This window comes from Inquilinus ginsengisoli, assembly GCF_031453975.1.
Taxonomy (GTDB): Bacteria; Pseudomonadota; Alphaproteobacteria; order DSM-16000; family Inquilinaceae; genus Inquilinus; species Inquilinus ginsengisoli_A.
Genome location: NZ_JAVDPW010000003.1, coordinates 269,138 through 294,520, shown reverse-complemented (window position 1 = coordinate 294,520; position 25,383 = coordinate 269,138). Strand labels below are relative to the sequence as shown.

The 25,383-nt window shown below is 69.9% G+C and carries 25 protein-coding genes; 9 read left to right on the top strand and 16 right to left on the bottom strand.

What is annotated here, in order from left to right; genetic code table 11:
* Positions 1-5 precede the first annotated feature (5 nt).
* The 4 genes from kdpB to E9232_RS09090 are packed head-to-tail and all read right to left on the bottom strand — an operon-like array spanning position 6 to position 4,257.
* Complete coding sequence (gene kdpB / locus E9232_RS09105; protein WP_309793547.1) at positions 6-2,066, bottom strand: potassium-transporting ATPase subunit KdpB; 2,061 nt, start codon at positions 2,064-2,066, stop codon at positions 6-8.
* Positions 2,067-2,081: 15 nt separating this feature from the next.
* The gene (kdpA, locus tag E9232_RS09100; protein WP_309793545.1) at positions 2,082-3,791 is read right to left on the bottom strand and encodes a potassium-transporting ATPase subunit KdpA; all 1,710 of its coding nucleotides are present in this window, start codon (positions 3,789-3,791) and stop codon (positions 2,082-2,084) included.
* 21 nt (positions 3,792-3,812) lie between these two features.
* The gene (gene kdpF / locus E9232_RS09095; protein ID WP_309793542.1) at positions 3,813-3,902 is read right to left on the bottom strand and encodes a K(+)-transporting ATPase subunit F; all 90 of its coding nucleotides are present in this window, start codon (positions 3,900-3,902) and stop codon (positions 3,813-3,815) included.
* A 7-nt stretch (positions 3,903-3,909) separates the two neighbouring features.
* Positions 3,910-4,257, bottom strand: coding sequence for a hypothetical protein (locus E9232_RS09090; protein ID WP_309793540.1), 348 nt, complete (start codon positions 4,255-4,257; stop codon positions 3,910-3,912).
* A gap of 55 nt (positions 4,258-4,312) precedes the next feature.
* On the opposite strand from E9232_RS09090, the gene E9232_RS09085 reads away from it, so the two are divergent.
* The 3 genes from E9232_RS09085 (at position 4,313) to E9232_RS09075 (ending at position 6,376) form a co-directional block, all read left to right on the top strand.
* Positions 4,313-4,726 (top strand): GFA family protein, encoded by a 414-nt coding sequence (locus E9232_RS09085; RefSeq protein ID WP_309793538.1) that lies wholly within the window; start codon positions 4,313-4,315, stop codon positions 4,724-4,726.
* A 38-nt stretch (positions 4,727-4,764) separates the two neighbouring features.
* Complete coding sequence (locus E9232_RS09080) at positions 4,765-5,586, top strand: alpha/beta fold hydrolase (protein WP_309793536.1); 822 nt, start codon at positions 4,765-4,767, stop codon at positions 5,584-5,586.
* An 88-nt stretch (positions 5,587-5,674) separates the two neighbouring features.
* On the top strand, positions 5,675-6,376 hold the full coding sequence (locus tag E9232_RS09075; protein WP_309793534.1) for an ArsR/SmtB family transcription factor: 702 nt from the start codon (positions 5,675-5,677) through the stop codon (positions 6,374-6,376).
* A gap of 9 nt (positions 6,377-6,385) precedes the next feature.
* On the opposite strand, the gene E9232_RS09070 is transcribed toward E9232_RS09075, so the two are convergent.
* Both E9232_RS09070 and E9232_RS09065 read right to left on the bottom strand, forming a co-directional pair.
* Positions 6,386-6,766, bottom strand: a complete 381-nt coding sequence (locus E9232_RS09070; protein ID WP_309793532.1) for a YciI family protein — start codon at positions 6,764-6,766, stop codon at positions 6,386-6,388.
* Positions 6,767-6,857: 91 nt separating this feature from the next.
* The gene (locus E9232_RS09065; RefSeq protein WP_309793530.1) at positions 6,858-8,072 is read right to left on the bottom strand and encodes a benzoate/H(+) symporter BenE family transporter; all 1,215 of its coding nucleotides are present in this window, start codon (positions 8,070-8,072) and stop codon (positions 6,858-6,860) included.
* Between the two features lie 118 nt (positions 8,073-8,190).
* Here E9232_RS09065 and E9232_RS09060 point away from each other — a divergent pair, with 118 nt between their 5' ends.
* Together E9232_RS09060 and E9232_RS09055 are read left to right on the top strand one after the other, a co-directional pair.
* The gene (locus E9232_RS09060; RefSeq protein WP_309793528.1) at positions 8,191-8,901 is read left to right on the top strand and encodes a GntR family transcriptional regulator; all 711 of its coding nucleotides are present in this window, start codon (positions 8,191-8,193) and stop codon (positions 8,899-8,901) included.
* 130 nt (positions 8,902-9,031) lie between these two features.
* Complete coding sequence (locus tag E9232_RS09055; RefSeq protein WP_309793526.1) at positions 9,032-9,226, top strand: hypothetical protein; 195 nt, start codon at positions 9,032-9,034, stop codon at positions 9,224-9,226.
* 14 nt (positions 9,227-9,240) lie between these two features.
* On the opposite strand, the gene E9232_RS09050 is transcribed toward E9232_RS09055, so the two are convergent.
* From E9232_RS09050 to E9232_RS09030, 5 genes are all read right to left on the bottom strand, one after another.
* Positions 9,241-10,350: an ABC transporter permease gene (locus E9232_RS09050; protein WP_309793523.1), complete on the bottom strand. Its 1,110-nt coding sequence runs from the start codon at positions 10,348-10,350 to the stop codon at positions 9,241-9,243.
* Position 10,351: 1 nt separating this feature from the next.
* Positions 10,352-11,509, bottom strand: coding sequence for an ABC transporter permease (locus E9232_RS09045; protein ID WP_309793521.1), 1,158 nt, complete (start codon positions 11,507-11,509; stop codon positions 10,352-10,354).
* Positions 11,506-13,263: an ATP-binding cassette domain-containing protein gene (locus tag E9232_RS09040; RefSeq protein WP_309793519.1), complete on the bottom strand. Its 1,758-nt coding sequence runs from the start codon at positions 13,261-13,263 to the stop codon at positions 11,506-11,508. The genes E9232_RS09045 and E9232_RS09040 overlap by 4 nt, the downstream gene beginning before the upstream one ends.
* 256 nt (positions 13,264-13,519) lie before the next feature.
* Positions 13,520-14,518 (bottom strand): secretion protein HlyD, encoded by a 999-nt coding sequence (gene hlyD, locus E9232_RS09035; RefSeq protein ID WP_309793517.1) that lies wholly within the window; start codon positions 14,516-14,518, stop codon positions 13,520-13,522.
* Positions 14,515-15,141 carry a TetR/AcrR family transcriptional regulator gene (locus tag E9232_RS09030; protein ID WP_309793515.1) on the bottom strand — a complete coding sequence of 209 codons (627 nt, stop codon included), beginning with the start codon at positions 15,139-15,141 and terminating at the stop codon, positions 14,515-14,517. Before E9232_RS09030 ends, hlyD begins: the two co-directional genes overlap by 4 nt.
* A 364-nt stretch (positions 15,142-15,505) precedes the next feature.
* Here E9232_RS09030 and E9232_RS09025 point away from each other — a divergent pair, with 364 nt between their 5' ends.
* Complete coding sequence (locus E9232_RS09025; protein ID WP_309793513.1) at positions 15,506-15,991, top strand: DUF1801 domain-containing protein; 486 nt, start codon at positions 15,506-15,508, stop codon at positions 15,989-15,991.
* A gap of 19 nt (positions 15,992-16,010) precedes the next feature.
* Here the strand turns inward: E9232_RS09025 and E9232_RS09020 are convergent, their stop codons facing one another.
* From E9232_RS09020 to E9232_RS09000, 5 genes are all read right to left on the bottom strand, one after another.
* A complete protein-coding gene (locus E9232_RS09020; protein WP_309793512.1) occupies positions 16,011-17,021 on the bottom strand; it encodes an ABC transporter ATP-binding protein in 1,011 nt (336 codons plus the stop codon).
* A complete protein-coding gene (locus E9232_RS09015; protein ID WP_309793510.1) occupies positions 17,018-17,998 on the bottom strand; it encodes an ABC transporter ATP-binding protein in 981 nt (326 codons plus the stop codon). The genes E9232_RS09020 and E9232_RS09015 overlap by 4 nt, the downstream gene beginning before the upstream one ends.
* A 5-nt stretch (positions 17,999-18,003) precedes the next feature.
* On the bottom strand, positions 18,004-18,906 hold the full coding sequence (locus E9232_RS09010) for an ABC transporter permease (RefSeq protein ID WP_309793509.1): 903 nt from the start codon (positions 18,904-18,906) through the stop codon (positions 18,004-18,006).
* Positions 18,907-18,911: 5 nt separating this feature from the next.
* Entirely contained in the window at positions 18,912-19,886 is a 975-nt protein-coding gene (locus E9232_RS09005) for an ABC transporter permease (RefSeq protein WP_309793508.1), read from the bottom strand.
* A 70-nt stretch (positions 19,887-19,956) separates the two neighbouring features.
* Positions 19,957-21,579, bottom strand: a complete 1,623-nt coding sequence (locus tag E9232_RS09000) for an ABC transporter substrate-binding protein (protein WP_309793507.1) — start codon at positions 21,577-21,579, stop codon at positions 19,957-19,959.
* 481 nt (positions 21,580-22,060) lie between these two features.
* On the opposite strand from E9232_RS09000, the gene thrC reads away from it, so the two are divergent.
* Genes thrC through E9232_RS08985 form a run of 3 tightly spaced genes read left to right on the top strand, consistent with a single transcriptional unit; the run spans position 22,061 to position 25,340 of the window.
* The gene (gene thrC, locus E9232_RS08995) at positions 22,061-23,467 is read left to right on the top strand and encodes a threonine synthase (RefSeq protein ID WP_309793506.1); all 1,407 of its coding nucleotides are present in this window, start codon (positions 22,061-22,063) and stop codon (positions 23,465-23,467) included.
* A complete protein-coding gene (locus E9232_RS08990; RefSeq protein WP_309793505.1) occupies positions 23,467-24,723 on the top strand; it encodes a M16 family metallopeptidase in 1,257 nt (418 codons plus the stop codon). Before thrC ends, E9232_RS08990 begins: the two co-directional genes overlap by 1 nt.
* Before the next feature lie 5 nt (positions 24,724-24,728).
* Positions 24,729-25,340, top strand: a complete 612-nt coding sequence (locus tag E9232_RS08985) for a GNAT family N-acetyltransferase (protein ID WP_309793504.1) — start codon at positions 24,729-24,731, stop codon at positions 25,338-25,340.
* The last annotated feature ends 43 nt before the right edge of the window (positions 25,341-25,383 follow it).

Here is a 25,383-nt window from a genome sequence, read left to right as displayed (position 1 = left end):
GTGCCTCACACCAGGCCGAGGGCGGTGACGATCAGGTCGATCAGCTTGATCCCGATGAACGGGACGATGATGCCGCCCAGGCCGTAGATCAGGAGGTTGCGCCGCAGCAGGTTGGCCGCGCTCAGCGCCCGGTAGCGGACGCCGCGCAGGGCCAGCGGGATCAGGCCGATGATCACCAGGGCGTTGAAGATGATCGCGGACAGGATCGCGCTCTGCGGCGAGTGCAGATCCATGACGTTGAGCACGCCCAGCTGCGGGTAGAAGGCCAGGAACATCGCCGGGATGATGGCGAAGTACTTGGCCACGTCGTTGGCGATCGAGAAGGTGGTCAGCGCACCGCGGGTGATCAGCAGCTGCTTGCCGATGCCCACCACCTCGATCAGCTTGGTCGGATCGCTGTCGAGGTCGACCATGTTGCCGGCCTCGCGCGCCGCCACCGTGCCGGTCTGCATCGCCACGCCGACGTCGGCTTGTGCGAGCGCCGGCGCGTCGTTGGTGCCGTCGCCGCACATCGCCACCAGCCGGCCCTTGCCCTGCTCCTCGCGGATCAGCGCCAGCTTGGCCTCCGGCGTCGCCTGGGCCAGGAAGTCGTCGACCCCCGCCTCGGCCGCGATCGCCGCGGCGGTCAGCGGGTTGTCGCCGGTGATCATGACGGTGCGGATGCCCATCCGCCGCAGCTCGGCGAAGCGCTCGCGGATGCCGCCCTTGACCACGTCCTTGAGATGGATGAGGCCGAGCGGCTTGCCGTCCCGCGACACGGCCAGCGGCGTGCCGCCGGACTTGGCGATGCGCTCGGTGACCTGCTCCAGCTCCTTCGGCATCGCCAGGCGCGGATTGCCGGCGACCTCGCGGACATGGGCGATGACGGCGTCGACCGCGCCCTTGCGGATGACCGAGCCCTCGACATCGACGCCGCTCATCCGGGTCTGCGCGGTGAAGGGCACGAAATGGGCCTGCATGCGGCCGACCTCGCGGGCGCGGAGACCATACTTCTCCTTTGCCAGCACCACGACCGAGCGGCCTTCCGGCGTCTCGTCGCTGAGCGAGGACAGCTGGGCGGCATCGGCCAGCTCGGCCTCGGTCACGCCCGGCAGCGGCACGAATTCGGTGGCCAGCCGGTTGCCGAGGGTGATGGTGCCGGTCTTGTCGAGCAGCAGCGTGTCGACATCGCCCGCCGCCTCGACCGCGCGGCCGGACATCGCCAGCACGTTGAAGCGCACCAGCCGGTCCATGCCGGCGATGCCGATGGCCGAGAGCAGCGCGCCGATCGTGGTCGGGATCAGGGTGACGAACAGCGCCACCAGCACCACCACCGAGACCGAGCCGCCGGCATAGGCGGCGAAGGCGGGGATGGTGACCGTGGCGAAGACGAAGATGATCGTCAGGCCGGCCAGCAGGATGTTCAGCGCGATCTCGTTCGGGGTCTTCTGGCGCGACGCGCCTTCGACCAGCGCGATCATGCGGTCGAGGAAGGTCGACCCCTGGGCCGCGGTGATGCGCACCTTGACCCAGTCCGACAGCACGCGGGTGCCGCCGGTGACGGCCGACCGGTCGCCGCCGGATTCGCGGATCACCGGGGCGGATTCGCCGGTGATCGCGCTTTCGTCGACCGAGGCGATGCCTTCGATGACCTCGCCGTCGGACGGCACCAGGTCACCTGCCTCGACCAGGACGAAGTCGCCCTGGCGCAGCGACAGCGCCGGCACCAGCTCGATCTCACGGCCGGCCGGGTCGGCCAGCCGCTTGCCCATGGCGTCGGTCTGGGTCCGGCGCAGGCTGTCCGCCTGCGCCTTGCCGCGGCCTTCCGCCACCGCTTCCGCGAAGTTGGCGAACAGCACGGTGAACCACAGCCACAGCACGATCTGGATGGTGAAGCCGATGCCCGGCGCGCCGATGGCGAGGTCGCGGAGCAGCAGCACCGTGGTCAGGGTCGCGACGACCTCGACCACGAACATCACCGGGTTGCGCCACATCAGGCGGGGGTCGAGCTTGCGGAACGCGTCGATCGCGGCCGGGCCCATGATCTTGGCGTCGAACAGGGACGCCGGGGTGTTTGAGGCTTTCATGACGGACGTGTCCGATCAGAACAGAGTGCCGGCGGCGGCGGCCAGGTGGTCGACCACCGGGCCCAGCGCCAGGGCCGGGAAGAAGGTGAGACCGCCCATGATCAGCACCACGCCGATCAGCAGGCCGACGAACAGCGGCCCGGTGGTCGGGAAGGTGCCGGCCGAGGGCGGCAGGCTGCGCTTGGCGGCGAGGGAGCCTGCGACCGCCAGCATCGGCACGATCATCAGGAAGCGGCCGATCAGCATCGCGAAGCCCAGGGTGATCGTGTAGAACAGCGAGGTCGCGGTCAGGCCGCCGAAGGCCGAGCCGTTGTTCGCCGTGCCCGAGACATAGGCGTAGAGCACCTCGCTGAAGCCGTGCGGTCCGGGGTTGAGGATGCCGGCCAGCCCCGCATCGGTCGACACCGCCAGGGCGGTGAAGCCCAGCATCGACAGCGGCAGGACGAGAAGCGCCAGCATGGTCATCTTCACCTCCTTCGCCTCGATCTTCTTGCCGACATATTCCGGCGTGCGGCCGACCATCAGCCCGGCGACGAAGATCGCCTCGATGACGAAGAGCAGCATGCCGTAGAGCCCGGCGCCGACGCCGCCGACGACGACTTCGCCCAGCATCATGTTGATCATCGGCATCATGCCGCCGAGCGCGGTGAAGCTGTCGTGCCAGGCGATGATCGCGCCGCAGGAGGCGGCGGTGGTGATCACGGCGAACAGGGACGACAGGGCCACGCCGAAGCGGACTTCCTTGCCCTCCATGTTGCCGAGCGTCGGGTCGACGCCGAGCGAGGTCAGCAGATGGCCCGCGCCGGCCTCCTGCCAGTAGGTGATGAAGACGCCGGCCAGGAACAGCACGCCCATGGCGGCGAAGATCGCCCAGCCCTGGCGCTCGTTCTTGACCATGCGGCCGAAGGTGTTGGTCAGCCCGGCGCCGATCGCGAAGATCAGCACCATCTGCACCAGGTTCGACAGCGCGGTCGGGTTCTCGTAGGGGTGCGCCGAATTGGCGTTGAAGAAGCCGCCGCCATTGGTGCCGAGCATCTTGATCGCGAGCTGCGAGGCCACCGGCCCCTGGGCGATCGTCTGATGCGCGCCTTCCAGCGTGGTGGCGTCGACATAGCTGCCGAAAGTCTGCGGCACGCCCTGCCAGACGAAGAAGATCGTGGCGACGATGCAGATCGGCAGCAGCAGGTAGAGGGTGGCCCGCGTCAGGTCGACCCAGAAATTGCCGATGGTCTGGGCCGAGCGCCGGGCGAAGCCGCGGACGAGCGCGATGGCCAGCGCGATTCCGGTCGCGGCCGACACGAAGTTCTGCACTGTCAGCCCGGCCATCTGGGTCAGGTAGCTCATGGTGGTCTCACCACCATAGGACTGCCAGTTGGTGTTGGTGACGAAGCTGACCGCGGTGTTGAAGGCCAAGCCTTCCGGCACCGCCGACATGCCCGCCGGGTTCAGCGGCAGCATGTCCTGGAAGCGCTGCAGGGCGTAGAGCAGGACGACGCCCGCCAGGCTGAACAGCAGCATGGCGAAGGCATAGCCGGTCCAATGCTGCTCACGGTCCTCGCGCACGCCGGCGGCGGCGTAGAGGATGCGCTCCACCGGGCGCAGGACGGGTGAGAGGAAGGTGCGTTCGCCCTCGAACACGCGGGCCATATAGCCGCCGAGGGGACGCACGAGGAGGACGACGAGCGCGCAGTACAGCGCGATCTGGATCCAGCCGTTGAGAGTCATGGCTGCGTCAGCTTTCCTGGCTCAGAATTTTTCGGGTCGGACCAGGGCGTAGATGAGGTAGCCGAGCAGCAGCACGGACACCACGCCGCCGAGGATGAGGTCGAATGTCATCGCCGCCTCACAGCCGGTCGCAGAGAAACACATAGACCAGGCCCGCAGCGAAGAACGCCGCGACCAAGCCGAACATCAGAATATCGAGCACGAAGTCTCCTTCCCGCGCCGACAGGTGCGGTATCGTGTGATCGGGCCGATAAGGCGCCCGAAGCACATAAAAATTCGATCCGGATTTGCGGAGGGGGCGAGAGCGTCCCATGCGGGCGCTGCCGGGGCCGGGCCCGGCGGACAACGCGAAGGGACATCCGTCGCCATCGGCATTATCCCCCATCCTGGTCGGCCGACGGCTCATCTTTTTATTGTGAGCGCTGTCGATTTCCCGCCGACCAGATCGATTATACAGCATCGACACCGGCGGACCTATGAGGACTGCCGGCGCGCTGCTTGGGACGGACAGGAGACCAGCGATGATGACAGGCGGATGCCTGTGCGGGGCGGTGCGCTACGAGGTGGCGGCCGAACCGGTCTATACCGGCCATTGCCACTGCCGCAGTTGCCAGCGCGCCAGCGGCGCCGGCCACTCCACCTATGTCGGCGTGCCGCGCGCGGCCATGACCGTCCGGGGAGAGACGCGGAGCCATGCCGTGACCGGCGGCAGCGGCCTGCCGGCGGCACGCCATTTCTGCCCGGTCTGCGGCAGCCAGCTGTTCGGCGTCTGCGAGATCGCCCCCGACATGGCCACGCTCTATGCCGGCACGCTGGACGACCCGTCGGCGATCCGGCCGGACGCGGCGATCAATGTGCGCAGCCGCCAGCCCTGGGACCGCGTCGCCGGCGACCTGGCGGAGTTCGACGGAATGCCGCCGGGCGCCGGGTCCTAGGCCGAAGCCCATCCATGCCGACACCGGGAGAGACCACCATGGAATTCCATGACGACGACCTCAGGGCCTTCGAGGCGGACGGCGCCGCCCTGCCCGCCCCGGACGATCAGGGCCATCTCGACCATGACGGCGCCCGGATCTGGTACGCGACCTATGGGTCCGGCCCTGCCGTGATCCTGCTGCATGGCGGCCTCGGCCACAGCGGCAACTGGGGCCATCAGGTTCCGGCGCTGGTCGCCTCCGGCCATCGCGTCCTGGTCATCGACAGTCGCGGCCATGGCCGCAGCACCCGCGATTCCCGCCCCTACAGCTATGAGCTGATGGGGTCCGACGTCCTGGCCGTGATGGACGCGCTGCGGGTGGAGAAGGCGGCGGTGGTGGGCTGGAGCGACGGCGCCTGCATCGCCCTGATCCTGGCCGCGCAGGCCCCCGCGCGGGTCGCCGGCGTGTTCTTCTTCGGCTGCAACATGGACCCCAGCGGCACCAAGGAATTCGTGCCCACCCCGGTCGTCGACCGGTGCTTCGCCCGGCACGCCAAGGACTACGCGGCCCTGTCGGCCACGCCGGACCAGTTCAAGCCCTTCGTCGACGCGGTCGGCGCGATGATGAAGACCCAGCCCAACTACACCGCCGGCGACCTGGCCGGGATCCGGGTGCCGGTCGCGATCGTGCAGAGCGAGCATGACGAGTTCATCAAGTCCGAGCACGCCGAATACCTCGCCCGCAGCATCCCCGGGGCGGAGTTGATCACCCTGCCCGGCGTGAGCCATTTCGCCCCGCTGCAGCGGCCGGGGGAGTTCAACGGCGTGGTGCGGGCTTTCCTCGACCGCGTCCACGGCGCCGATCCGGCCTGGAGCTAGTCCTTTGACGGGCCCGACGCTTCGACCAGGATCGAAGCGTGCCGCCGGCGAGGCCGCTATGATGGCGCGATCCAGCCGGAGAGCGCCCATGGCCTACCGTCCCAACATCGCCGCCGCCGCCCATCTGATCGCCGACCCGGCCCGGGCCGGGATGCTGCTCGCCCTGGTCGACGGCCGGGCGCTGCCGGCCGGCGAGCTGGCCTATGCCGCCGGGGTGACGCCGCAGACCGCGAGCACGCATCTGGCCAAGCTGCTGGCCGGCGGCATGCTGGCGGTCGAGACCGAGGGTCGGCACCGCTACTACCGGCTGGCCGGGCCCCAGGTCGCCCAGGCGATCGAGACCCTGGCGGCGATCGGCCCGGTGGAGGCGGTGCGGCGCAAGCCCCTGACCCGCGAGGCCCGGCATCTGCACTTCGCCCGCAGCTGCTACGATCACCTGGCCGGCCGGCTGGGCGTGGCCGTGGCCCGGGCCCTGCAGGAGCGGAAGCTGATCACCGCCGCGGCGGACAAGCAGTTCGACCTGACGCCGGCCGGGCGGGACTGGTTCGGCGATCTCGGCCTCGACATCGCCGGGCTGCGCCCCACCCGGCGCGGCCTGGCCCGGCAATGCCTGGACTGGACCGAGCGCGAGCACCACCTCGCCGGGCCGCTCGGGGTCCAGCTGCTGAACCAGCTCTGTTCCCATGGCTGGCTGCGGCGCTCGGCATCGTCCCGCGCCATCCAGGTCACGCCGCAGGGCTGGGCCGGGCTGAAGGACCGGCTGGGCATCGCGCCCGGGCTAGACGACTGACCCAGCCCGTCAGGCTGCCGTGACCGGAAACGGTGTGCCGGGAAGGTAGAGCGAGACGGGACGGATCTCGTAGACGGCGGTGGGGTTGACGCGCCGCAGGTCGCGTGCCGCTGCGATCGCGGCCGCACGCGTGTCACAGTCCACGACATAGAAGCCCAGCAGCTGTTCCTTGGTCTCGGCGAAGGGACCATCGGTGATGGACCCGGTGCCCGGACCGCGCAGGGTGCAGGCCTGTTCCGTCGCCCCGAGCCGCGCGGCCGGCCCGAGGCGGCCCTCCTGATGAAGCCGGTCGTGGACCTTGTGGAGATCGGCCATCAGCGCCGCATCCTCCTCCGGCGTCCAGGACGCGACCACCCCTTCCACGTGATAGGCCAAGATAGCGTAGAGCATCGATGCCCCCTTTCCCCGTGCCGGATGGGCGAGAGTATCCAAGGCTGTCCCCGCGGAGCCAATCCCGATCTTGGCCCCCTGCGTGGGTCCGTCAGCCCCGCAGCCGCGCCAGCGCCAGCATCGCGCCGCCGGCCAGCAGGCCCCAGAAGGCGGCGCCGATGCCGAACAGCGACAGGCCGGAGACGGTGGTGACGAAGGTGACGATGGCCGGCAGCCGCTCCTCCTCCCGCGCCAGCGCCGCCGACAGGGCGCCGCCGAGGCTGCCGAGCAGCGCCAGCCCGGCCACCGCCTGGATCAGCAGCGGCGGCGAGGCGGCGATGAAGGCGGCGGCGAAGCCGGCGAACAGGCCGAGCCCGACATAGGTGACGCCGGCCACCACCGCCGCCGGCCAGCGCCGCGACGGGTCGGGATGCGCCTCGGGCGCGGCGCAGAGGGCGGCGGTGATCGCCGACAGGTTGACCGCATGGCCGCCGAACACCGAGGTCGCGGCGCTGGCCAGCCCGGTGGCGACGAACAGAGGCCCGACCGCGGGGCGGTAGCCATTGGCATTCAGCACCGCCAGGCCGGGCACGTTCTGCGACGCCATGGTGACGATGAACAGCGGCACCGCGATGCCGATCAGCGCCGCGGTCGAGAAGGCCGGGATCACGAACACCGGCTCCGGCTTCAGATGGGCGAAGGCCTCCGGCGGCACCGTGGTGGTCAGCAGGATCAGCGCCACCGCCACCACCACCGCGGCCGGCACGGCGTAGAGCCGGGCGAAGCGCCAGGTCAGCGCCCAGACCAGGACCACCGGCACCGCCAGCATCGGCATGGCGCCGACGGCGCGCGCCGGGGCGAGGCAGAGGTCGAGCAGCACCCCCGCCAGCATGGCGCTGGCCAGCGGCACCGGGATCGCGGTGACCAGCCGGCCGAACGGGCGCCACAGCCCGGCCACCACCATCAGCCCGGCCGCCACCAGGAAGGCGCCGACCGCGACCGGGAAGCCGCCGGCCGGCGCGCCGGTCGTAATCAGCAGCACCGCCCCCGGGGTCGACCAGGCGATGCTGATCGGCAGCTTCGACCACAGCGACAGGCCAATCGCCAGCAGCCCCTGGCCGACGCAGACCGCGAACAGGCCCGACGCCGCCTCGGCCGGGCTGGCCCCCGCCGCCGTCAGCCCCTGCAGCACGATGGTGAAGGCGCTAGCGAAGCCGACCACGGCGGCCAGCAGCCCGGCCGCCACCGGCTGCAGGGCCGAGCCGCCGCGCGTCGGGGCGATGGGGACGCCGGCGTCGTCCACGATCGAGGTGCTGTCGGTCCGCATGTCCCGGCCTTTGCAGGAACGCCGGCAGGCCCCTGCCCGCCCGGCACCCGCCGATCCTTGCCGATCCCGCCGCGGCGATCTATCGTTAAATTGGATCCAATCAACATTTGGCTTCTGGATGCGCAGCTTAACCGGCGACGGCACTTCCCCCCTGGCAGGCCCCCTGGCCGGGCTCGGCGCCCTGGCGCCGCGGCACCGCACGGCGACGGAGTTTGTCGAGGCAACGCTGAAGGCGGCGATCCTGGACGGGCGGATCGCCGGCGGCACGGCGCTGCGGCAGGAGGAGCTGGCCGCGACCTTCGGCCTGAGCCGGATGCCGGTGCGCGAGGCGCTGCGGCAGCTGGAGGCGCAGGCGCTGGTCGATGTCGTGCCGCACAAGGGCGCGGTGGTGACCGAGATCTCGGCCGACGACGCCGCCGACAACTACGCCATCCGCTTGGCGCTGGAGCCGGCGGCGCTGGCCCGGTCGATCCCGCGGCTGGAGGCCGCCGATTTGGACCGGGCCGGCGACCTGATCGCCGCCATGGACGCCGAGCCCGATCCCGGCCGGATGGGGGCGCTGAACCGGCAGTTCCACATGGCGCTGTACGCCCGCGCCGGCCATGCCCGCATGCTGGCCCTGACCGACCAGCAGCTGGCCGCGGCCGACCGCTACATCCGCTTCCACCTGGCGGCCAAGGGGCGCGCCCACCTGTCCCAGCACGAGCACCGGGCGATGCTGGCGGCGGCGACCGCCGGCGACATCGACACGGCGGTCGCGGTGCTGCGGCAGCATCTCGACACCGCGGCGGTGACGATCGCGGCGTTTTTCCAGTCGCGCGGCCGCTGATCCGCAAGCACAGGATTTGCGATGCGGGATTGCACCTGGACGCCGGCGGGGAGATCGTATTTACAGAACCCAATCCCACCCGTGAATCACCACCGATTCACAACAAGAGCTCATCCGAGGAGTCAGGTTCATGCGACGTCAGGCATTGGCATTCATCCCCGTGGTCCTGGCCGGTCTGGCCATGGCCGGCTGTTCGGTGAACGAGGTCCCGGGCGACAATTTCGGCCTGTCGGTCCACAACCCGACGCCCGCGGCGCAGTCCCGCACCCAGCCGGACGTCCAGGCCGGCCAGGATCCCTACAACCGCACCATCCCGCAGCCATAGGGTGCGGCCCGCCGCTACTCCATGCGGCGGCGGAACATCCAGGCCGCGGCGCTGAGCGTCACCAGGGCGATCAGCGCCAGCGGCGCGGTGTTGCGCAGCATCTCGTCCAGCGGCAGCCCCTTCAGGAACACGCCGCGGACGATGATGATGAAATAGCGCAGCGGGTTGAGGAAGGTCACCGGCTGCAGCCATTCCGGCATGTTGTCGATCGGCGTGGCGAAGCCGGACATCAGCGTGGCCGGGATCATGAACAGGAAGGATCCCAGGATCGCCTGCTGCTGCGTCGCCGACAGCGCCGAGATGAACAGCCCGATGCCGATCAGGGCCAGCAGGTAGAAGAACACGGCGGCGTAGAACATCGGCAGCGACCCGCGCAGCGGCAGCCCGAACCAGACCAGCGCCACCAGCAAATAGAAGCTGCAATGGACGAAGCCGATCAGCAGCGACGGCACGGTCTTGCCGATCAGGATCTCATGCACCCGCAGCGGCGACACCAGCAGCTGGTCGAAGGTGCCCAGCTCGCGCTCCCGCGCGATCGACAGGCCGGTGACGATCAGCCCGATCAGCACCGCGATCACGGCGATCAGGTTCGGCACCATGAACCATTGCGTGTCCAGCGCCGGGTTGAACCAGAAGCGCGGCACCGCGGCCTCCGGCCGCGACGCGGTGCCGGACGGGCTCGCGGCGTCGGCCGCCATGCCGCCGACGATCTGCTGGAGGTAGCTGCCGGCCAGCTGCGAGGCGTTGGAGCGGCGGCCGTCGAGGATGACCTGCAGGTCCGCCGGCCGGCCGGCGGCGATGTCGCGCGAGAAGCTCGGCCCGATCTCGACCGCCAGCAGCACCTGCTGCAGGTCGATCGCCCGGCGCAGCGCCGCGGGCGTGTCCACCGCCAGGATGGTGCGGAAGGTCGGGGTGCCGTCGATGCGGTTCACCAGCTCCTGGCTCCAGGCGCCGCGGTCGCGATCCAGCACGGCGATGTCGGCGTTCCTCACCTCCATGGTCGCGGCATAGGCGAAGACGAAGAGCTGCAGGATCGGCGGCACGATCAGGATCATCCGGCTGCGCGGGTCGCGCAGCACGGCCAGCAGTTCCTTGACGATCAGGGCTTTGAGTCGGCGCCACATCTCAGACCAGCCTCTTCCGGCTCAGCCGCGCCGCCAGGGTGAACAGCACCGCCCCCTCGAACAGCAGCACGGCGATGCTGCGGAGGTAGAGTGGCCAGATGTCCCCGGCCAGGAACACGCTCTGCAGCGCCGGGATGTAGTAGCGCGCCGGGATGATCACGGTGATCCACTGGATCACCACCGGCATCGAGTTGATCTCGAACAGGAAGCCCGACAGCAGGAAGGACGGCAGGAAGCCGGCGACCAGCGCCAGCTGCGACGCCAGGAACTGGTTCTTGGTGGCGGCGGAGATGACCAGGCCGAGGCCCAGCGCCGGGCACAGGAAGGCTGATGAGACCAGGTACAGCGCGAAGACCGAGCCGCGGAACGGCACCCCGAACAGGAACACGGTGACGACGACGCACAGGGTCAGCGAGGCCAGGCCGAGCAGGAAATAGGGCAGGATCTTCCCGGCCAGCAGTTCCAGCGCCGTCACCGGCGTCGCCATCATCGCCTCCATCGTCCCGCGCTCCCACTCCCGCGCCACCACCAGCGCGGTCAGCAGGGTGCCGATCATGGTCATGACGATGGCGATGGCGCCGGGCACCAGCACGTTGCGGCTGACCAGCTCCTGGTTGAACCAGACCCGCTGCTGGACATCGATCGCAGGCAGGCCGCCGCCGCCCGACCCGGCCGCCTCCATCGCCTGCCAGCTGCCGAGCACGCCCTGGGCGTAGGCCAGCACGAAGTTGGCGGTGTTGGGGTCGGTGCCGTCGACCAGGATCTGGATCTGCGGCGCGCCGCCGGGCTGGGCCGCCGCGGCGGTGAAGGTCTCGGGGATGACGATGATGCCCTTGATCCGGTTGGTCACCAGGTCCTCGGCGAACTGCCGCCGGTCGGTGCCGATGCGGGCGTCGAAATAGCGTGAGGCCTGGAAGCTGGCGGCGAGGTCGCGCGCCGCCGGGCTGGAGCTTTCGACCGCGACCCCGACCTTGGTGTGGTCGGCGTCGAGCGACAGGGCATAGCCGAACAGGAACAGCAGCAGCACCGGCAGCACCACCGCGATCAGCAGGCTGGAAGGGTCGCGCAGGATCTGCATGCCCTCCTTCCGCATCAGCGCCGCGAAGCGCCGCAGCCGGTCGGCGCGGGCGGTGGCGGCGGCCTGGACGGCGGCGGTCATGCCGCCTCCGCCTTCAAATCCGAGGCCTCGACCAGGGCGATGAAGGCGTCCTCCATGGTCGGGTCGGGATGGTCCTTGTCCGCCACCCGGGCCTTGAGCTCGTCCGGCGACCCCAGCGCGATCGAGCGGCCGCGGTAGATCAGCGAGATGCGGTCGCAGTATTCCGCCTCGTCCATGAAATGGGTGGTGACCAGCACGGTCACCCCCGTCTCGACCAGGCCGTTGATGTGGGTCCAGAACTCGCGCCGGCTGATCGGGTCGACGCCCGAGGTCGGCTCGTCCAGGAACAGCACCTCGGGCTCGTGCATCACGGCGCAGGCCAGGGCCAGGCGCTGCTTGAAGCCGAGCGGCAGGGAGCCGGCCGAGCGCCCGAGCTGGCTGCCGAAATCGAAGATCTCGACCATCAGCCCGATCTGCCGCCGCGCCCGGGCACGGTCGAGACCGTAGACCCCGGCGAAGAAGTCGAGGTTCTGGCCGACGCTGAGATCGCCGTAGAGCGAGAATTTCTGCGCCATGTAGCCCAGGCGGTTGCGGGCTTCGGCCGCGTCGCGGCGCAGGTCGAAGCCGGCCACCCGCCCCTCCCCCGCCGTCGGCTTCAGCAGCCCGCACAGCATCTTGAAGGTGGTCGACTTGCCGGCGCCGTTCGGCCCAAGCAGGCCGAAGATCTCGCCGCGCGGGATGTCGAAGCTGATGTCGTCGGCGGCGGTGAAGTCGCCGAAGCGCTTGGTCAGGCCACGCGCCTCGATCACCGGCCCGTCGCGCGGCGGCAGCTTCTGGCGGGCCTCGGCCAGCTTCGACCGGCCGCCGGGGCCGCCGCCGAGGATGTCGACGAAGGCGTCCTCGAAGCGCGGCGGCGCCGGGGCGATTTCGGCGGTCTGGCCGGCGATCGGCGGCGGTTCCGGAACCCCCTCCGCCTTGGTCACCAGCCGGATCGCGGTGCCCTGGATCACGCCGTCGATCACGCCGGGCTGGCCCAGCGCCACGGCCAGCACCTGCCGGCGGCGGCCCTCGATCCCGGTCATCCGGAACACCCGGCCCTCGACCCGCCCGGTCAGCCCGGCCGGCTCGCCCTCATACAGCAGGCGGCCTTCGTTCAGCAGCAGCACCCGGTCGCATTTCTCGGCCTCGTCGAGATAGGCGGTCGACCACACCACGCCGATGCCCTCGCGGGTCAGGTCCTGCACCATGCCCCACAGCTCGCGCCGCGAGATCGGGTCGACGCCGACCCCCGGCTCGTCGAGCAGCAGCAGCCGCGGCTTGCGTAGCAGGGCGCAGGCTAGGCCGAGCTTCTGCTTCATGCCGCCGGACAGCTTGCCGGCCAGCCGGCCGGTGAAGCGCTTGAGGTCGGTGAAGCCCAAAAGCTCGTCGAACGACGCCGCCCGCTCGGGCTTCGGCAGGCCGCGCAGGTCGGCGTAGAGGTCGAGATTCTCCTGGACCGTCAGGTCCTCGTAGAGGCCGAAGCGCTGCGGCATGTAGCCGATCGCGGCCTGGATCGGCGCCGGTTCGGCCCGGGTGTCGTGGCCCAGCACGGTCAGGGTGCCGTCCTCGGGCAGCATCAGCGCGGTCATCAGCCGGATCAGCGTGGTCTTGCCCGCCCCGTCCGGCCCGACCAGCCCGGTGATGCGGCCCCCGCCGATCGCGGCGGTGACGGCGTCGAGCGCCGGCTTGCCCGGCCCGAAGCGCTTGGTGACGCCGTCGATCCGGACCAGGTCCTGCGTGGGCGCCGCAACAGGCTTAGGCGAGCTCGTCGACATGGCCTTACCCTCCGGCCCAGGCGATGCCGCTGATCCAAACCAAATGAGTCCCCCCTCCCCTTGCGGGAGGGGGGTAGGGGGAGGGGGTTCTCTCGGCCCGACCCGACCCGGATCCTGGAGACCCGTCCTGGACGGCACGTCCGATCCCTTGCCCATTCGCGCGCCGACGCGCGCAGACCCCTCCCCCTTGCCCCCTCCCGCAAGGGGAGGGGGACGATGAAAGAACGGACCCTGCGGGGCGGAGACAGCCATCATCTCACCCCGCCTTCGGGATGCGGATGGTGACCGGCATGCCCTGGCGCAGGCCTTCATCGGCGTCGTCGACGATGATGCGCATGCGGTAGACCAGGTCGGTCCGCAGCTCCGGCGTCTGCACCGTCTTCGGGGTGAATTCGGCGACCGGCGAGACGAAGCCGACGCGGCCGCGATAGGGCCGGTCGGGGCGGGTGTCGGTCACCACCTGCACCTCCAGCCCGGGATGGATGCGGCCGAGATCGGGTTCGGCGACATAGGCGCGGATCCACACCGGCTTGGTCAGCGACAGCACATAGGCGACGCTGCTGGTGGCCAGGATCGCCCCCGGCTCGGTCACCCGCGACAGGATGATGCCGTCGGCCGGGGCCTTCAGCGTCGCATCCGCCAGCGCGGTCTCGGCGGTGGCGAGGTCGGCCTGGGCGGAGGCGAGGTTGGCGCGGCCGGCGGCGATGTCCTCGGCGCGGTTGCCCTCCAGCAGCAGGTCCAGCGCCTGCTTCGCCGACTCCAGCTTCGCCCGAGCCATGTCGCGGTCGGCCTGGGTCTGGTCCAGCGTCGATTGCGGGGCGTTGCCGCCCTGGCGCAGCTGCTGGGTGCGGGCGAGCGCCAGCTCGGTGTTCTCAAGGTCGGCCTGGCGCTCCGCCACCGTGGCGCGGCCCTGGGCGATCTCGGCGGCGCGCGGCCCCGCCACCAGCTTGTCGAGGTCGGCCTGTCGCGCGGCGAGGCTGGCCCGGGCGGCCTGCAGGCTGTCCTGGAACGGCCGGTCGTCCAGCCGCGCCAGCACCGTGCCCGCGGTCACCGCCTCACCCTCCTCCAGCCGCATCTCGGCGAGCTTGCCGGAGACGCGGAAGCCGAGCTCGGCCTGGCGGATGTCGACATTGCCGTAGAGGGTCAGCGTGTCGGACTGCGCCCCGCGCCAGCCCAGCCGGCCGGGCAGGTCGAACCACCAGCCGGCGGCGATGGCGACCAGGACGACCGCGACGATGGCGATGCGGATCTTCATGGCCGCGGCTCCACCGAAAGGCCGCGGAGATAGAGGTCGAGATGCCGGTCGATGAAGGTGCCGAGGTCGAAGCTCTCGTCCTGGCGCACGAAGGTGGTGCCCCAGATCACCGCCATCAGCAGCGGCGCGATCATCAGCCGGGCGGCGTCCGCCGGATCGACCGGCCGGATCTCGCCGGCGGCGATGCCGCGCGCGATCAGGCCGGAGACGACGCCCAGCATCCGGTCGATCACGGTCTCGCGCCAGAACTGCGCCAGCTCCGGAAACTGCGGGGATTCGGCGATGATCAGGCGCGGGAACTGCTGCAGCGAGGACCCAGCGACGGTGTGCGTGATGGCGCGCAGCAGCCGCGGCAGGATCTCCAGCACGGGGGCGCCGGGCTGCGCCGTCTCGCCGATCAGCCGTTCGACATTGGGCAGCACCGCCTGCCGCACCAGCGCCTCGAACACCGCCTGCTTGCTGGGGAAGTAGAGATAGACCGTGCCCTTGCTGACCCCGGCGCGGGCGGCGATGTCGTCGATCCGCGTCGCGGCGAAGCCCCTCTCCACGAACAAGGCGAAGGCCGCGTCCAGCAGCTCCGCCGGCCGTGCTTCCTTGCGCCGCTTCCGTACCGCTTCGGCCATGACCGGTCCGCTTGCCTTCGTTAATGACTGACCGGTCAGTTATTAACGAAATCGACCTCCCGAGTCAATCTGATGTGGACGTGGTTCGCCGCGGACCGTCCTCGCCGACCATCGATGATGATCGCGTTGCCTCTCCCGTCCACGGGGGAGGCAACGCGAGAGGGTGTCCGACTTCCTTCTCAGCCCCCAATCGTCATTGCGAGCGCAGCGAAGCAATCCATGGCGCCGCCTGGCATGGATTGCTTCATCGGCTTCGCCTCCTCGCAATGACGGAGAGGGAACGGCAGAGGCAACGCGAGAGGCTGACATCCCCGAAGATCGAAGTATCCTCGACGGCTTGTCCGTCTGTCAGTGGGGGAACGCGATGGCCGACAAGACATCCGCCAAGTCAAGCGAGGGCAAGCCAAGCAAGAGCAAGCCGACCAAAGGCAAAGACCCCGCGGCCGCGAAGCCGGCCCTGCTCTCAGGTGGCAACCCCCAGATCGCGAAAGGCACCGGCGACGCCCCGGTCCAGGCCTACATCGCCGCCATGCCGGACTGGAAAAGCGACGTCGGGCGCCGCCTCGACACGCTCATCACCCGCACCATCCCGGGTGTGCACAAGGCGGTCAAATGGAACTCGCCGCTGTATGGGCTCGAGGGCCAGGGCTGGTTCCTCGGCATCCATTGCTTCACCAACTACGTCAAGGTCGCGTTCTTCCGCGGCGCGTCGCTGCATCCGGTTCCTCCCGGCCAGTCCAAGCAGAAGGAGGTGCGCTACCTCGACATCCGCGAGGACGACCCGTTCGACGAAGCCCAGATCGCCGCCTGGGTGAAGCAGGCCAGCGAATTGCCCGGCGAGCAAATGTGAGCGATGACCGGCTCCGGCCCTAAGCCGCCGCCCGGTCCCGGCCCTCGGCCACGGCGTGGCAGGCGACCAGGCCCTCGCCGGCCGGGAGCGGCTGCGGCACCTCCTGCCGGCAGCGGTCGTTCGCCAGCGGGCAGCGCGGGTGGAAGGCGCAGCCGGTCGGCGGGGCGATCGGGCTGGGGATCTCGCCCTCGATCATCTTGCGCGGCCGGCCGGTCATCTCCAGGTCCGGCAGGGCGTCGAGTAGCATGCGGGTGTAGGGGTGGCGCGGCGCCTGGAACAGCGCCCGGGCCGGCGCCAGCTCGACCATCCGGCCGAGATAGACCACGCCGATCCGGTTCGCCATGTGCTTCACCACCGCCAGGTTGTGGCTGATGAACAGGTAGGTGAGGCCGAACTGGTCCTGCAAATCCTTCATCAGGTTGAGGATCTGGGCCTGGACCGAGACGTCCAGCGCCGAGGTCGGCTCGTCGCAGACGATGAAGTCCGGCTCCGACGCCAGCGCCCGGGCGATGCAGATGCGCTGGCGCTGGCCGCCGGAGAATTCATGCGGGAATTTGCGCCCGTCGCGCGGGTCCAGCCCGACCCGCCGCAGCAGTTCGGCCACCCGGGCGGTGGTCGCCGCGTTTGAGGTGGTGAGGCGGAAGGCGCGGATCGGTTCGGCGATGATGCGGTCCACCCGCCAGCGCGGGTTGAGGCTGGCGAAGGGGTCCTGGAAGATCATCTGGATCCGCCGCCGCAGCTTGGCGATCTGCGGCCGCTTGGTGGGATCGGCGAGGTCGAGCCCGTCGATCAGCACCGCCCCGTCGCTGGGCGGCAGCAGCCCCACCACCATGCGGGCGATGGTGGATTTGCCCGAGCCGGATTCGCCGACCAGCGCCACCGTCTCGCCGCGCCCGACGGTGAAGCTGACATCCTGCACCGCCTTCAAGACCGGCCGCGCCGACCCCGCCAACAGCCGGCCGAGGCCGGGCCGGGACAGGTCGAACCGGCGGCTCAGCGCGACGACCTCGACCAATGCGTCCATGGTCATGCCCTCCCCTCGCCCGGCGCCACCAGCCAGCAGGCGGCCGCTCCCTGCCCGGTCGCCACCAGCTCCGGCCGGTCGCGGCGGCAGCGGTCGAACACCTCGGGGCAGCGCGGGTTGAAGGCGCAGCCGGCCGGGATGGCGTCGAGGCGCGGCATCGACCCCGGGATCTGCTGCAGCCGCGCCACCTCGCCGCTCAGCGTCGGGATCGACCCCATCAGGCCCCTGGTGTAGGGGTGGTGCGGCTGCTTGATGACGCCGCGCACCGGGCCGATCTCGGCGATCCGCCCGGCATACATCACCGCCACCCGGTCGGCCGCCTCGGCGATCACGCCCATGTCGTGGGTGATCAGCATCACCGCCGTGCCGCGCTCCCGGCACAACCGCTTCAGCACCGCGATCACCTGGGCCTGGACCGAGACGTCGAGCGCCGTGGTCGGCTCGTCCGCGATCACCAGCTCGGGCTCCGCCGCCAGGGCCAGGGCGATGACCACGCGCTGGCGCATGCCGCCGGAGAATTCGTGCGGATAGGAGTCGATCCGCGCGGCTGCCGCCGGGATGCCGACCTCGTCCAGCAGGGCCAGCGCCTTGCGCCGGGCGCCGTCGCGGCCGAGGTCGAGATGGGTGGTGATGGTCTCCACCAGCTGGCGGCCGACGGTGTAGAGCGGGTTCAGGCTGGTCAGCGGATCCTGGAAGATCATGCCGATGCGCCGACCGCGGATCCGGCGCATGGCCTCGGGCTTCAGCCCGTCGATGCGCTCGCCCTTCAGCCGGATCTCGCCGCCGGCGATGCGGCCGGGCGGGTCGATCAGCCCGATCACCGCGGTGCCGGTGATCGACTTGCCGGCGCCGGATTCGCCGACCACGCCCAGCACCTCGCCGGGGGCGATGTCGAAGGACACGCCGTCGATCGCGGTCAAGAGGCCGCGGCGGCTGCGGAACTGGACCTTGAGGTCGCGGACGCTGAGGGTGGGTTCGGTCATGCCCCTCACCGCAGCTTCGGGTTGAGGGCGTCGCGCAGCCAGTCGCCCAGCAGGTTGACCGCCAGCGCCAGGATCGCCAGGGCTAGGCCCGGGAAGATCGTGATCCACCACTCGCCGGAGAACAGGAAGCGGTTGCCGATGCTGATCAGCGTGCCCAGCGAGGGCGAGGTCGGCGGCACGCCGACGCCGAGGAAGGACAACGTCGCTTCGGTGATGATCGCCAGGGCCAGGTTGATGGTGGCGATCACCAGCACCGGGCCGGTCACGTTCGGCAGCACGTGGCGGAACATGATGGTCCAGTCGGACAGGCCGATCAGCCGGGCCGCCAGCACGTATTCCTTGCGGGATTCGACCAGGGTCGAGCCGCGCACCGTGCGGGCGTACTGCACCCAGTAGGACAGGCCGATGGCGACGATGATCACCCCGATCTGCATGTCGGTGCCCCCGCCCCTGCCGACCACGGCGAGGGCGACGCCGTTGATCAGCAGCGCGATCAGGATGGCCGGGAAGGTCAGCTGCACATCGGCGATGCGCATGATCAGCGCCCCGGCCCAGCCGCCGCGGTAGCCGGCGATCAGGCCGAGGGTGACGCCGATCAGCATCGCCAGGGCGACGCCGGCGAAGCCGACCAGCAGCGAGATCCGGGTGCCGTACAGGATGGCCGACAGCAGGTCGCGGCCCTGGTCGTCGGTGCCGAGCGGGAACTGCGCGTCGCCCTGCGCCTCGAAGGCCGGCGGGATCAGCGAGTTCATCAGGTCGAGATTGGCCGGGTCGAACGGGTCCTGCGGCGCGATCAGCGGCGCCAGCACGGCGCCCGCCATCATCAGCAGGGTGACCGCCAGGGCGGCGATGGCGAGCGGCGAGCGGCGGAAGCGCCAGGCGATGTCGCTGTCGAGCAGTCGGCGCATCGCGGTCAGCCCCCCGCCCCGACGCGGATCCGGGGATCCACGAAGGCATAGAGGACGTCGACCACCAGGTTGATGGTGACGAAGATGAGGGAGCTGAGCAGCAGGTAGGCCGACATGATCGGGATGTCGACATTGGCCACCGCCTGGATGAACAGGAGGCCCATGCCCGGCCATTGGAACACCTGCTCGGTGATGATGGCGAAGGCGATGATCGAGCCGAGCTGCAGGCCGGTGATGGTGATGACCGGGATCAGCGTGTTCTTCAGCGCATGGCCGAAATGGATGGCCCGGTTGGGCAGGCCGCGGGCCCGGGCGAAGCGGATGTATTCGGTGCGCATCACCTCCAGCATCTCGCCCCGCACCAGCCGCATGATCAGCGTCATCTGGAACAGGCCGAGCGTGATCGCCGGCAGCACCAGCGAGCGCAGCCCGGACAAAGTGAGGAATCCCGTGCTCCACCAGCCCAGCTGCACCACCGCGCCGCGCCCGAAGGCGGGCAGCCAGCCCAGCTCGACCGCGAAGACGAAGATCAAGAGGATGCCGATCAGGAAGGTCGGCAGCGACACCCCGACCAGCGAGGCGCCGAGGAACAGGCGCGAGACCCAGCTTTGCGGGTAGAGGCCGGTGAACACCCCCATCGGCACCCCGATCAGCAGGGCCAGCACCGCCGAGGTCAGCGATAGCTCCAGCGTCGCCGCCGCGCGTTCGCCGATCAGCTTCGCGACCGGCTGCTTGAACTGGTAGGAATTGCCGAAGTCGAACAGCACGGCCTGGCCGGCGTAGTGCGCGAACTGCACCAGCACCGGGTCGTTCAGCCCCAGGCTCTCGCGCAGCGCCTCGCGCTCGGCCTCCGTGGTCTCCTGCCCGACCAGCTGGTTGATCGGGTCGCCGACGAAGCGGAACATGGCGAAGGCCAGCAGCGCCACCACCGCCATGACCAGCACCGCCTGGGCCAGGCGCGTCAGGATGAAGGCCAGCATCGGACCTCGTCATGGCTGAAGGAAACCGGATGGCGGCGCCGGGGCGCCGCCATCGCGAAGGCTGACGCCATCAGTTCTTCTTGATCCAGTCGAAGATCAGCCAGTCATCCGGCCGCTGGACCACGGTGAAGCTCTTGGAGACGCCCCAGGACAGGGCCTGCTGGTGCAGCGGCAGGTAGCCGACATCGTCGTTCAGCAGGATCTTGTAGGCCTGGGCGATCAGCTCGTCGCGCTTGGCCTTGTCGCCCTCGACCGAGAAGGCGTCGACCAGCGCATCGACCTTGGGGTTGCAGTAGCCGCCGTCGTTGGAGACCGAAACGCCCGGCGCCCGGCAGCGCACCAGGTTGTTGAAGACGCTGAGCGAATCATAGCCGTCGGGGGTCCAGCCCAGCAGGTAGAAGCTGGTGCTGTGGCCGCCGGGCTCGCCGATCTGGGTGAAGTGCTTGGCGCGGGGCTGGGAGTTCAGCGTCACCTTGACCCCGACCCGGGCCAGCATCGACACCACCGCCTGGCAGATCGCCTCGTCATTGACATAGCGGTCGTTCGGGCAGTCCAGCGTGACCTCGAAGCCGTCGGGATAGCCGGCCTCGGCCAGCAGCTTCTTCGACGCCTCGGGGTCGTAGGGGTGGCGCTTGAACTCGCCGGCCCGGTCGAACAGCGCGGGCGAGATCATCAGCGCCGACGGCGTCGCCTGGCCGCGCATGATGCGCTGGGTGATCGCATCCTCGTTGATCGCCTGGTAGAGGGCCAGGCGCACCCGCTGGTCCTTGAACGGGTTCTTGCCCTTGATGTTGGAATACAGCAGCTCGTCGCGGCTCTGATCCAGGCCGAGGAAGATGGTCCGCAGCTCGGGCGCGATCAGCAGGGTCGTGCCGGGGTTGTTGGCGACGCGGTCCTGGTCCTGCACCGGCACCGGATCGACCCAGTCGACCTGGCCCGACAGCAGGGCGGCGACGCGGGTGGCCGAGGAGGCGATCGGGGTGAACTCGATCCGGTCGACATTGCCCTCGGGCTTGCCCCACCAGTTCGGGTTGCGCACGAACACCGTCTTCACCCCGATCTCATGGCTTTCGACCATGAACGGGCCGGTGCCGTTGGCGTGCAGCACGGCATAGCCGGGGTTCTTGTCCGCCGTGGAGGACGGCATCAGGGCGTTGTTGGCCTCCGACCACTTCTTGTCGAAGATCGGCCAGGAGTCGAAGGTCGCGTTCAGGATCGGGTTGGGCTTGGTCAGGACGAAGTCGACCGTGTGGTCGTCGACCTTCACCGCCTTCATGTCCGACGGCGCGCGGCCCTTGATGTCGGAGCCCGGGCCCCGCATCCGGTCGAGCGAATACACCACGTCGTCGGCGGTGAACGGGTCGCCATTGGCGAATTTGACGCCCTCGCGCAGGTGGAAGCGCCACTTCAGCCCGTCATCCGTCACGTCCCAGCTGGTGGCCAGCGCCGGCACGATCTTGGTGTCCTTGTCGCGCGCCGTCAGCCCTTCATAGACGTTGCTCATCGTCGCCGTCGTGAAGGTCTCGTTGTACTGGTACGAGTCGAGCGTGTTCAGGTTGCCCTGGAAGGCGAATTTGAACACGGTCTCCGCCCGCGCCGTCGCCGATGCCGCCAGGATGGCGGCCGCCACCAGGAGGCCGGTCGCGGCCCATCGGAGCGGAGTTTGGGCCGCCAGGGCCGCGGATCGCTGCATGCCTCGCTGTCTCAGTTCCGCCATCGGTTCCTCGTCTGGATCTTGGTTGCAGGCAGCCGGGCGACCAGAGCCGGCCCGGCTGAGTCCATGGGGTTCGAAGGCGCGGCCGATGCCGGCCACGGTCTGAAGCGCCCGTCCGGCGCGATTTGCCTGTCCGGCGCGATTTGCCCCTCAGGCGCGATTTGGTTGCCTCCCCGGCGCGATGATTGCCCGAGTTTCGCTCCGGGTCGAGCAGGATCGGACAAAATGCCCAATTCTCGGGCAGTCGCCGCCATGGTCGACGGCAGCCCGTCCGCCCGCGTGTCCCGCATTCCCCTGCCGACCTCTCGATCCCGCCCCCTGATCCTTCGGCCGAAGCAACTGCCGTGCCAGAGGGTCCGGGCTGGGATGCGCGGGCGCCGTCCGAAGCGGCGGCCGGCCGGCTTGCACGGCTTCCGCCTTGGCCCTAGGGTACGGCGCTTCTGTTCTGGAGAATGTTTCGGTGCGCTATATCAGCACCCGGGGTCACGCCCCCGCGCTTGCCTTCGACGATGTGCTTCTGGCCGGTCTCGCCCGCGACGGCGGCCTGTACCTGCCCGAGGCCTGGCCGACCCGCACGGCCGAGGAATGGCGGCGGCTGCGCGGCCTGCCCTATGCCGAACTGGCCACCGAGGTGATGCTGCCCTTCGTCGAGGGGGCGCTGACCCGTGAGGAGCTGCAGGCGCTGGCGACCGAGACCTATGCCGGCTTCGGCCATCCCGCGGTGGCGCCGCTGGTCCAGCTCGACCACGACCTGTGGCTGATGGAGCTGTTCCACGGGCCGACCATCGCCTTCAAGGACTACGCCCTGCAGCTGCTGGGCCGCCTGTTCGACCATGTGCTGACCAAGCGCGGCGAGCGGGTGATGATCGTCGGCGCCACCTCGGGCGACACCGGATCCGCCGCGATCGAGGCCTGCCGCGACCGCGCCGCCATCGACATCGTCATCCTGCATCCGGAAGGCCGCACCTCGGAGGTGCAGCGCCGGCAGATGACCACGGTGCGGGCCGCCAATGTCCGCAACGTCGCGCTGAAGGGCAGCTTCGACGACTGCCAGGACCTGGTGAAGGCGATGTTCGCCGACGCCCCGTTCCGCGACGAGGTGCATCTGTCGGCGGTGAATTCGATCAACTGGGCCCGGATCATGGCCCAGATCGTCTACTACGTGTCGGCGGCCCTGGCCTTGGGCGCGCCGGACCGGCCGGTGGCCTTCGCCGTGCCGACCGGCAATTTCGGCAATGTCTTCGCCGCCTATGCCGCGAAGCGCATGGGCCTGCCGATCGCCAAGCTGGTGGTCGGGTCGAACCGCAACGACATCCTCGACCGCTTCTTCAAGTCGGGCGAGATGAAGATGGACGGGGTCGAGCCGAGCCTGAGCCCGTCGATGGACATCCAGATCTCGTCCAACTTCGAGCGGCTGCTGTTCGAGCTGTGCGACCGCGACGCCGAGCGCTTAAGCGCGCTGATGGCGGAGTTCCGCGGCACCGGCCGGTTCAGCGTCACGCCGGCGATGCACCAGGCGGCGACCGCGCTGTTCGCCAGCCACAAGCTGGACGACGACGGCACGCTGGCGGTGATCGCCGAGACCCGCGCCGCCACCGGCCAGACCCTGGATCCCCACACCGCCTGCGGCCTGGCCGCCGCCCGCGCCCACCCGGCCGGCCCCGGCATCCCGATGGTGGTCGCCGCCACCGCCCATCCGGCCAAGTTCCCGGATGCGGTCGAGCGCGCCACCGGCTGGCGCCCGCCGCTGCCGCCGCATCTTGCAGATCTGTACGAACGGGAGGAGCGGCTGACCCAGCTGCCCAACGATCTCGCCACCGTCCAAGGCTTCGTCCGCCAGGCCCGCACCAATGGGGGGCCGCACTGATGCCGATCCTGGAAAGCCGGCTGTCGAACGGCCTGCGCGTCGTCACCGATCCGATCTCCACCGTCGAGAGCGCCTGCGTCGGCCTGTGGGTCGGCGTCGGCACCCGGCATGAGACCGCCGAGGTCAACGGCGTCGCCCATCTCTTGGAGCACATGGCGTTCAAGGGCACGCGCCGGCGCAGCGCCCAGGACATCGCCCAGGAGATCGAGGCGGTCGGCGGCCACCTGAACGCCTACACCAGCCGCGAGAACACGGCCTACTACGCGCGCATACTGAAAGAAGACGCAGCCCTGGCGCTCGATATCCTCGGCGACATCCTGCAGAACTCGGTGTTCGACGAGACCGAGCTGGGGCGTGAGCGCGCGGTGGTGCTGCAGGAGATCGGCCAGGCGATCGACACGCCCGACGACATCATCTTCGACCAGTTCCAGGAGGCCGCGTACCCGGACCAGCCGATCGGCTGGCCGGTGCTAGGCACCGCCGACATCGTGGGGTCGCTGCCGCGCGAGGCCATAGCGGGCTATATCGGCCGCAACTACGGCGCCGACACCATGGTGCTGGTGGCTTCGGGCAATGTCGACCACGACCGGCTGACGGCGCAGGCCGACCGGCTGTTCGCCGGACTGCCGGCCCAGGCCGAGGCGCGCACCGCGCCTGCCGCCTATCGCGGCGGCGAGCACCGCGAGGAGCGCGACCTCGAGCAGCTGCACCTGGTGCTGGGCTTCCCCGGACTGGCCTATGCCGACCCCGACTTCTACGCCGCCTCGGTGCTGTCGACCCTGCTGGGCGGCGGCATGTCCTCGCGCCTGTTCCAGGAGATCCGCGAGAAGCGCGGCCTGGTCTATTCGATCTACTCCTTCACCAGCGCCTACCAGGATGGCGGGCTGTTCGGCATCTATGCCGGCACCGGCGAGGACGAGGTGCAGGAACTGGTGCCGGTGCTGTGCGGCGAGATCGGCCGGGTGATCGGCGACGCGGCGGAGGACGAGGTCGCCCGCGCCCGCGCCCAGATCAAGGCCGGGCTGCTGATGAGCCTGGAATCGACCATGGCGCGGGCCGAGCAGCTGGGCCAGCAGATGCTGATCTTCGGCCGGCCGGTGCCGCCGGAGGAGGTGGTGGCGCGGATCGACGCGATCGATGCCGCCGCCGTCCGCCGCGTCGCCGAGCGCCTGTTCCGCACGCCCCCCACCCTGGCGGCGCTCGGGCCGGTCGGAAAGCTCGAGGGCTACGACGCGATCCGCGCCCGGATCGGCTGAGCGCGTTGAGCGGGGCGGCGGTGATCGGCTTCTTCCGGACGGGGCTCGGCACCCTTCCCCCGGTCCGGATCGAAGGCCGGCGGACCTATCTGCGGCCGCCGCGGCTGCGCGACTGGCGCCCCTGGGTGGCGCTGCGCGGCGACAGCCGGTCCTTCCTGACGCCGTGGGAGCCGACTTGGCCCGAAGATGCGCTGAGTCGCGCCGCCTATCTGCGCCGGCTGCGCCGCCAGATCTACGAGTGGCGGCAGGACGAGGGCTACGGCTTCCTGATCTTCGAGCGCGAAAGCCGCCAGCTGGTCGGCGGCATCGGCTTCTCCAACGTGCGCCGCGGCGTCGCCCAGTCGGCCTCGATCGGCTATTGGGTCGGCGAGCGCTTCGCCCGGCAGGGGCTGATGACCGATGCAACGGCTGCAACGCTGGCCTTCGGCTTCAACCAGCTCGGCCTGCACCGAATCGAGGCGGCCTGCCTGCCGCACAACCAGCCAAGCCAGAAGCTGCTGACCCGGCTGGGTTTCACCCATGAGGGCCAGGCCCGCGCCTATCTGAAAATCGACGGGGATTGGCGGGATCACCTGCTGTTCGGACTGGTCGACACCGAGTTTCATCCGGGACCCTGACCAACCGGCTTGAAGCGGTTGGTCTGCGCGCCTAGGGTCATCA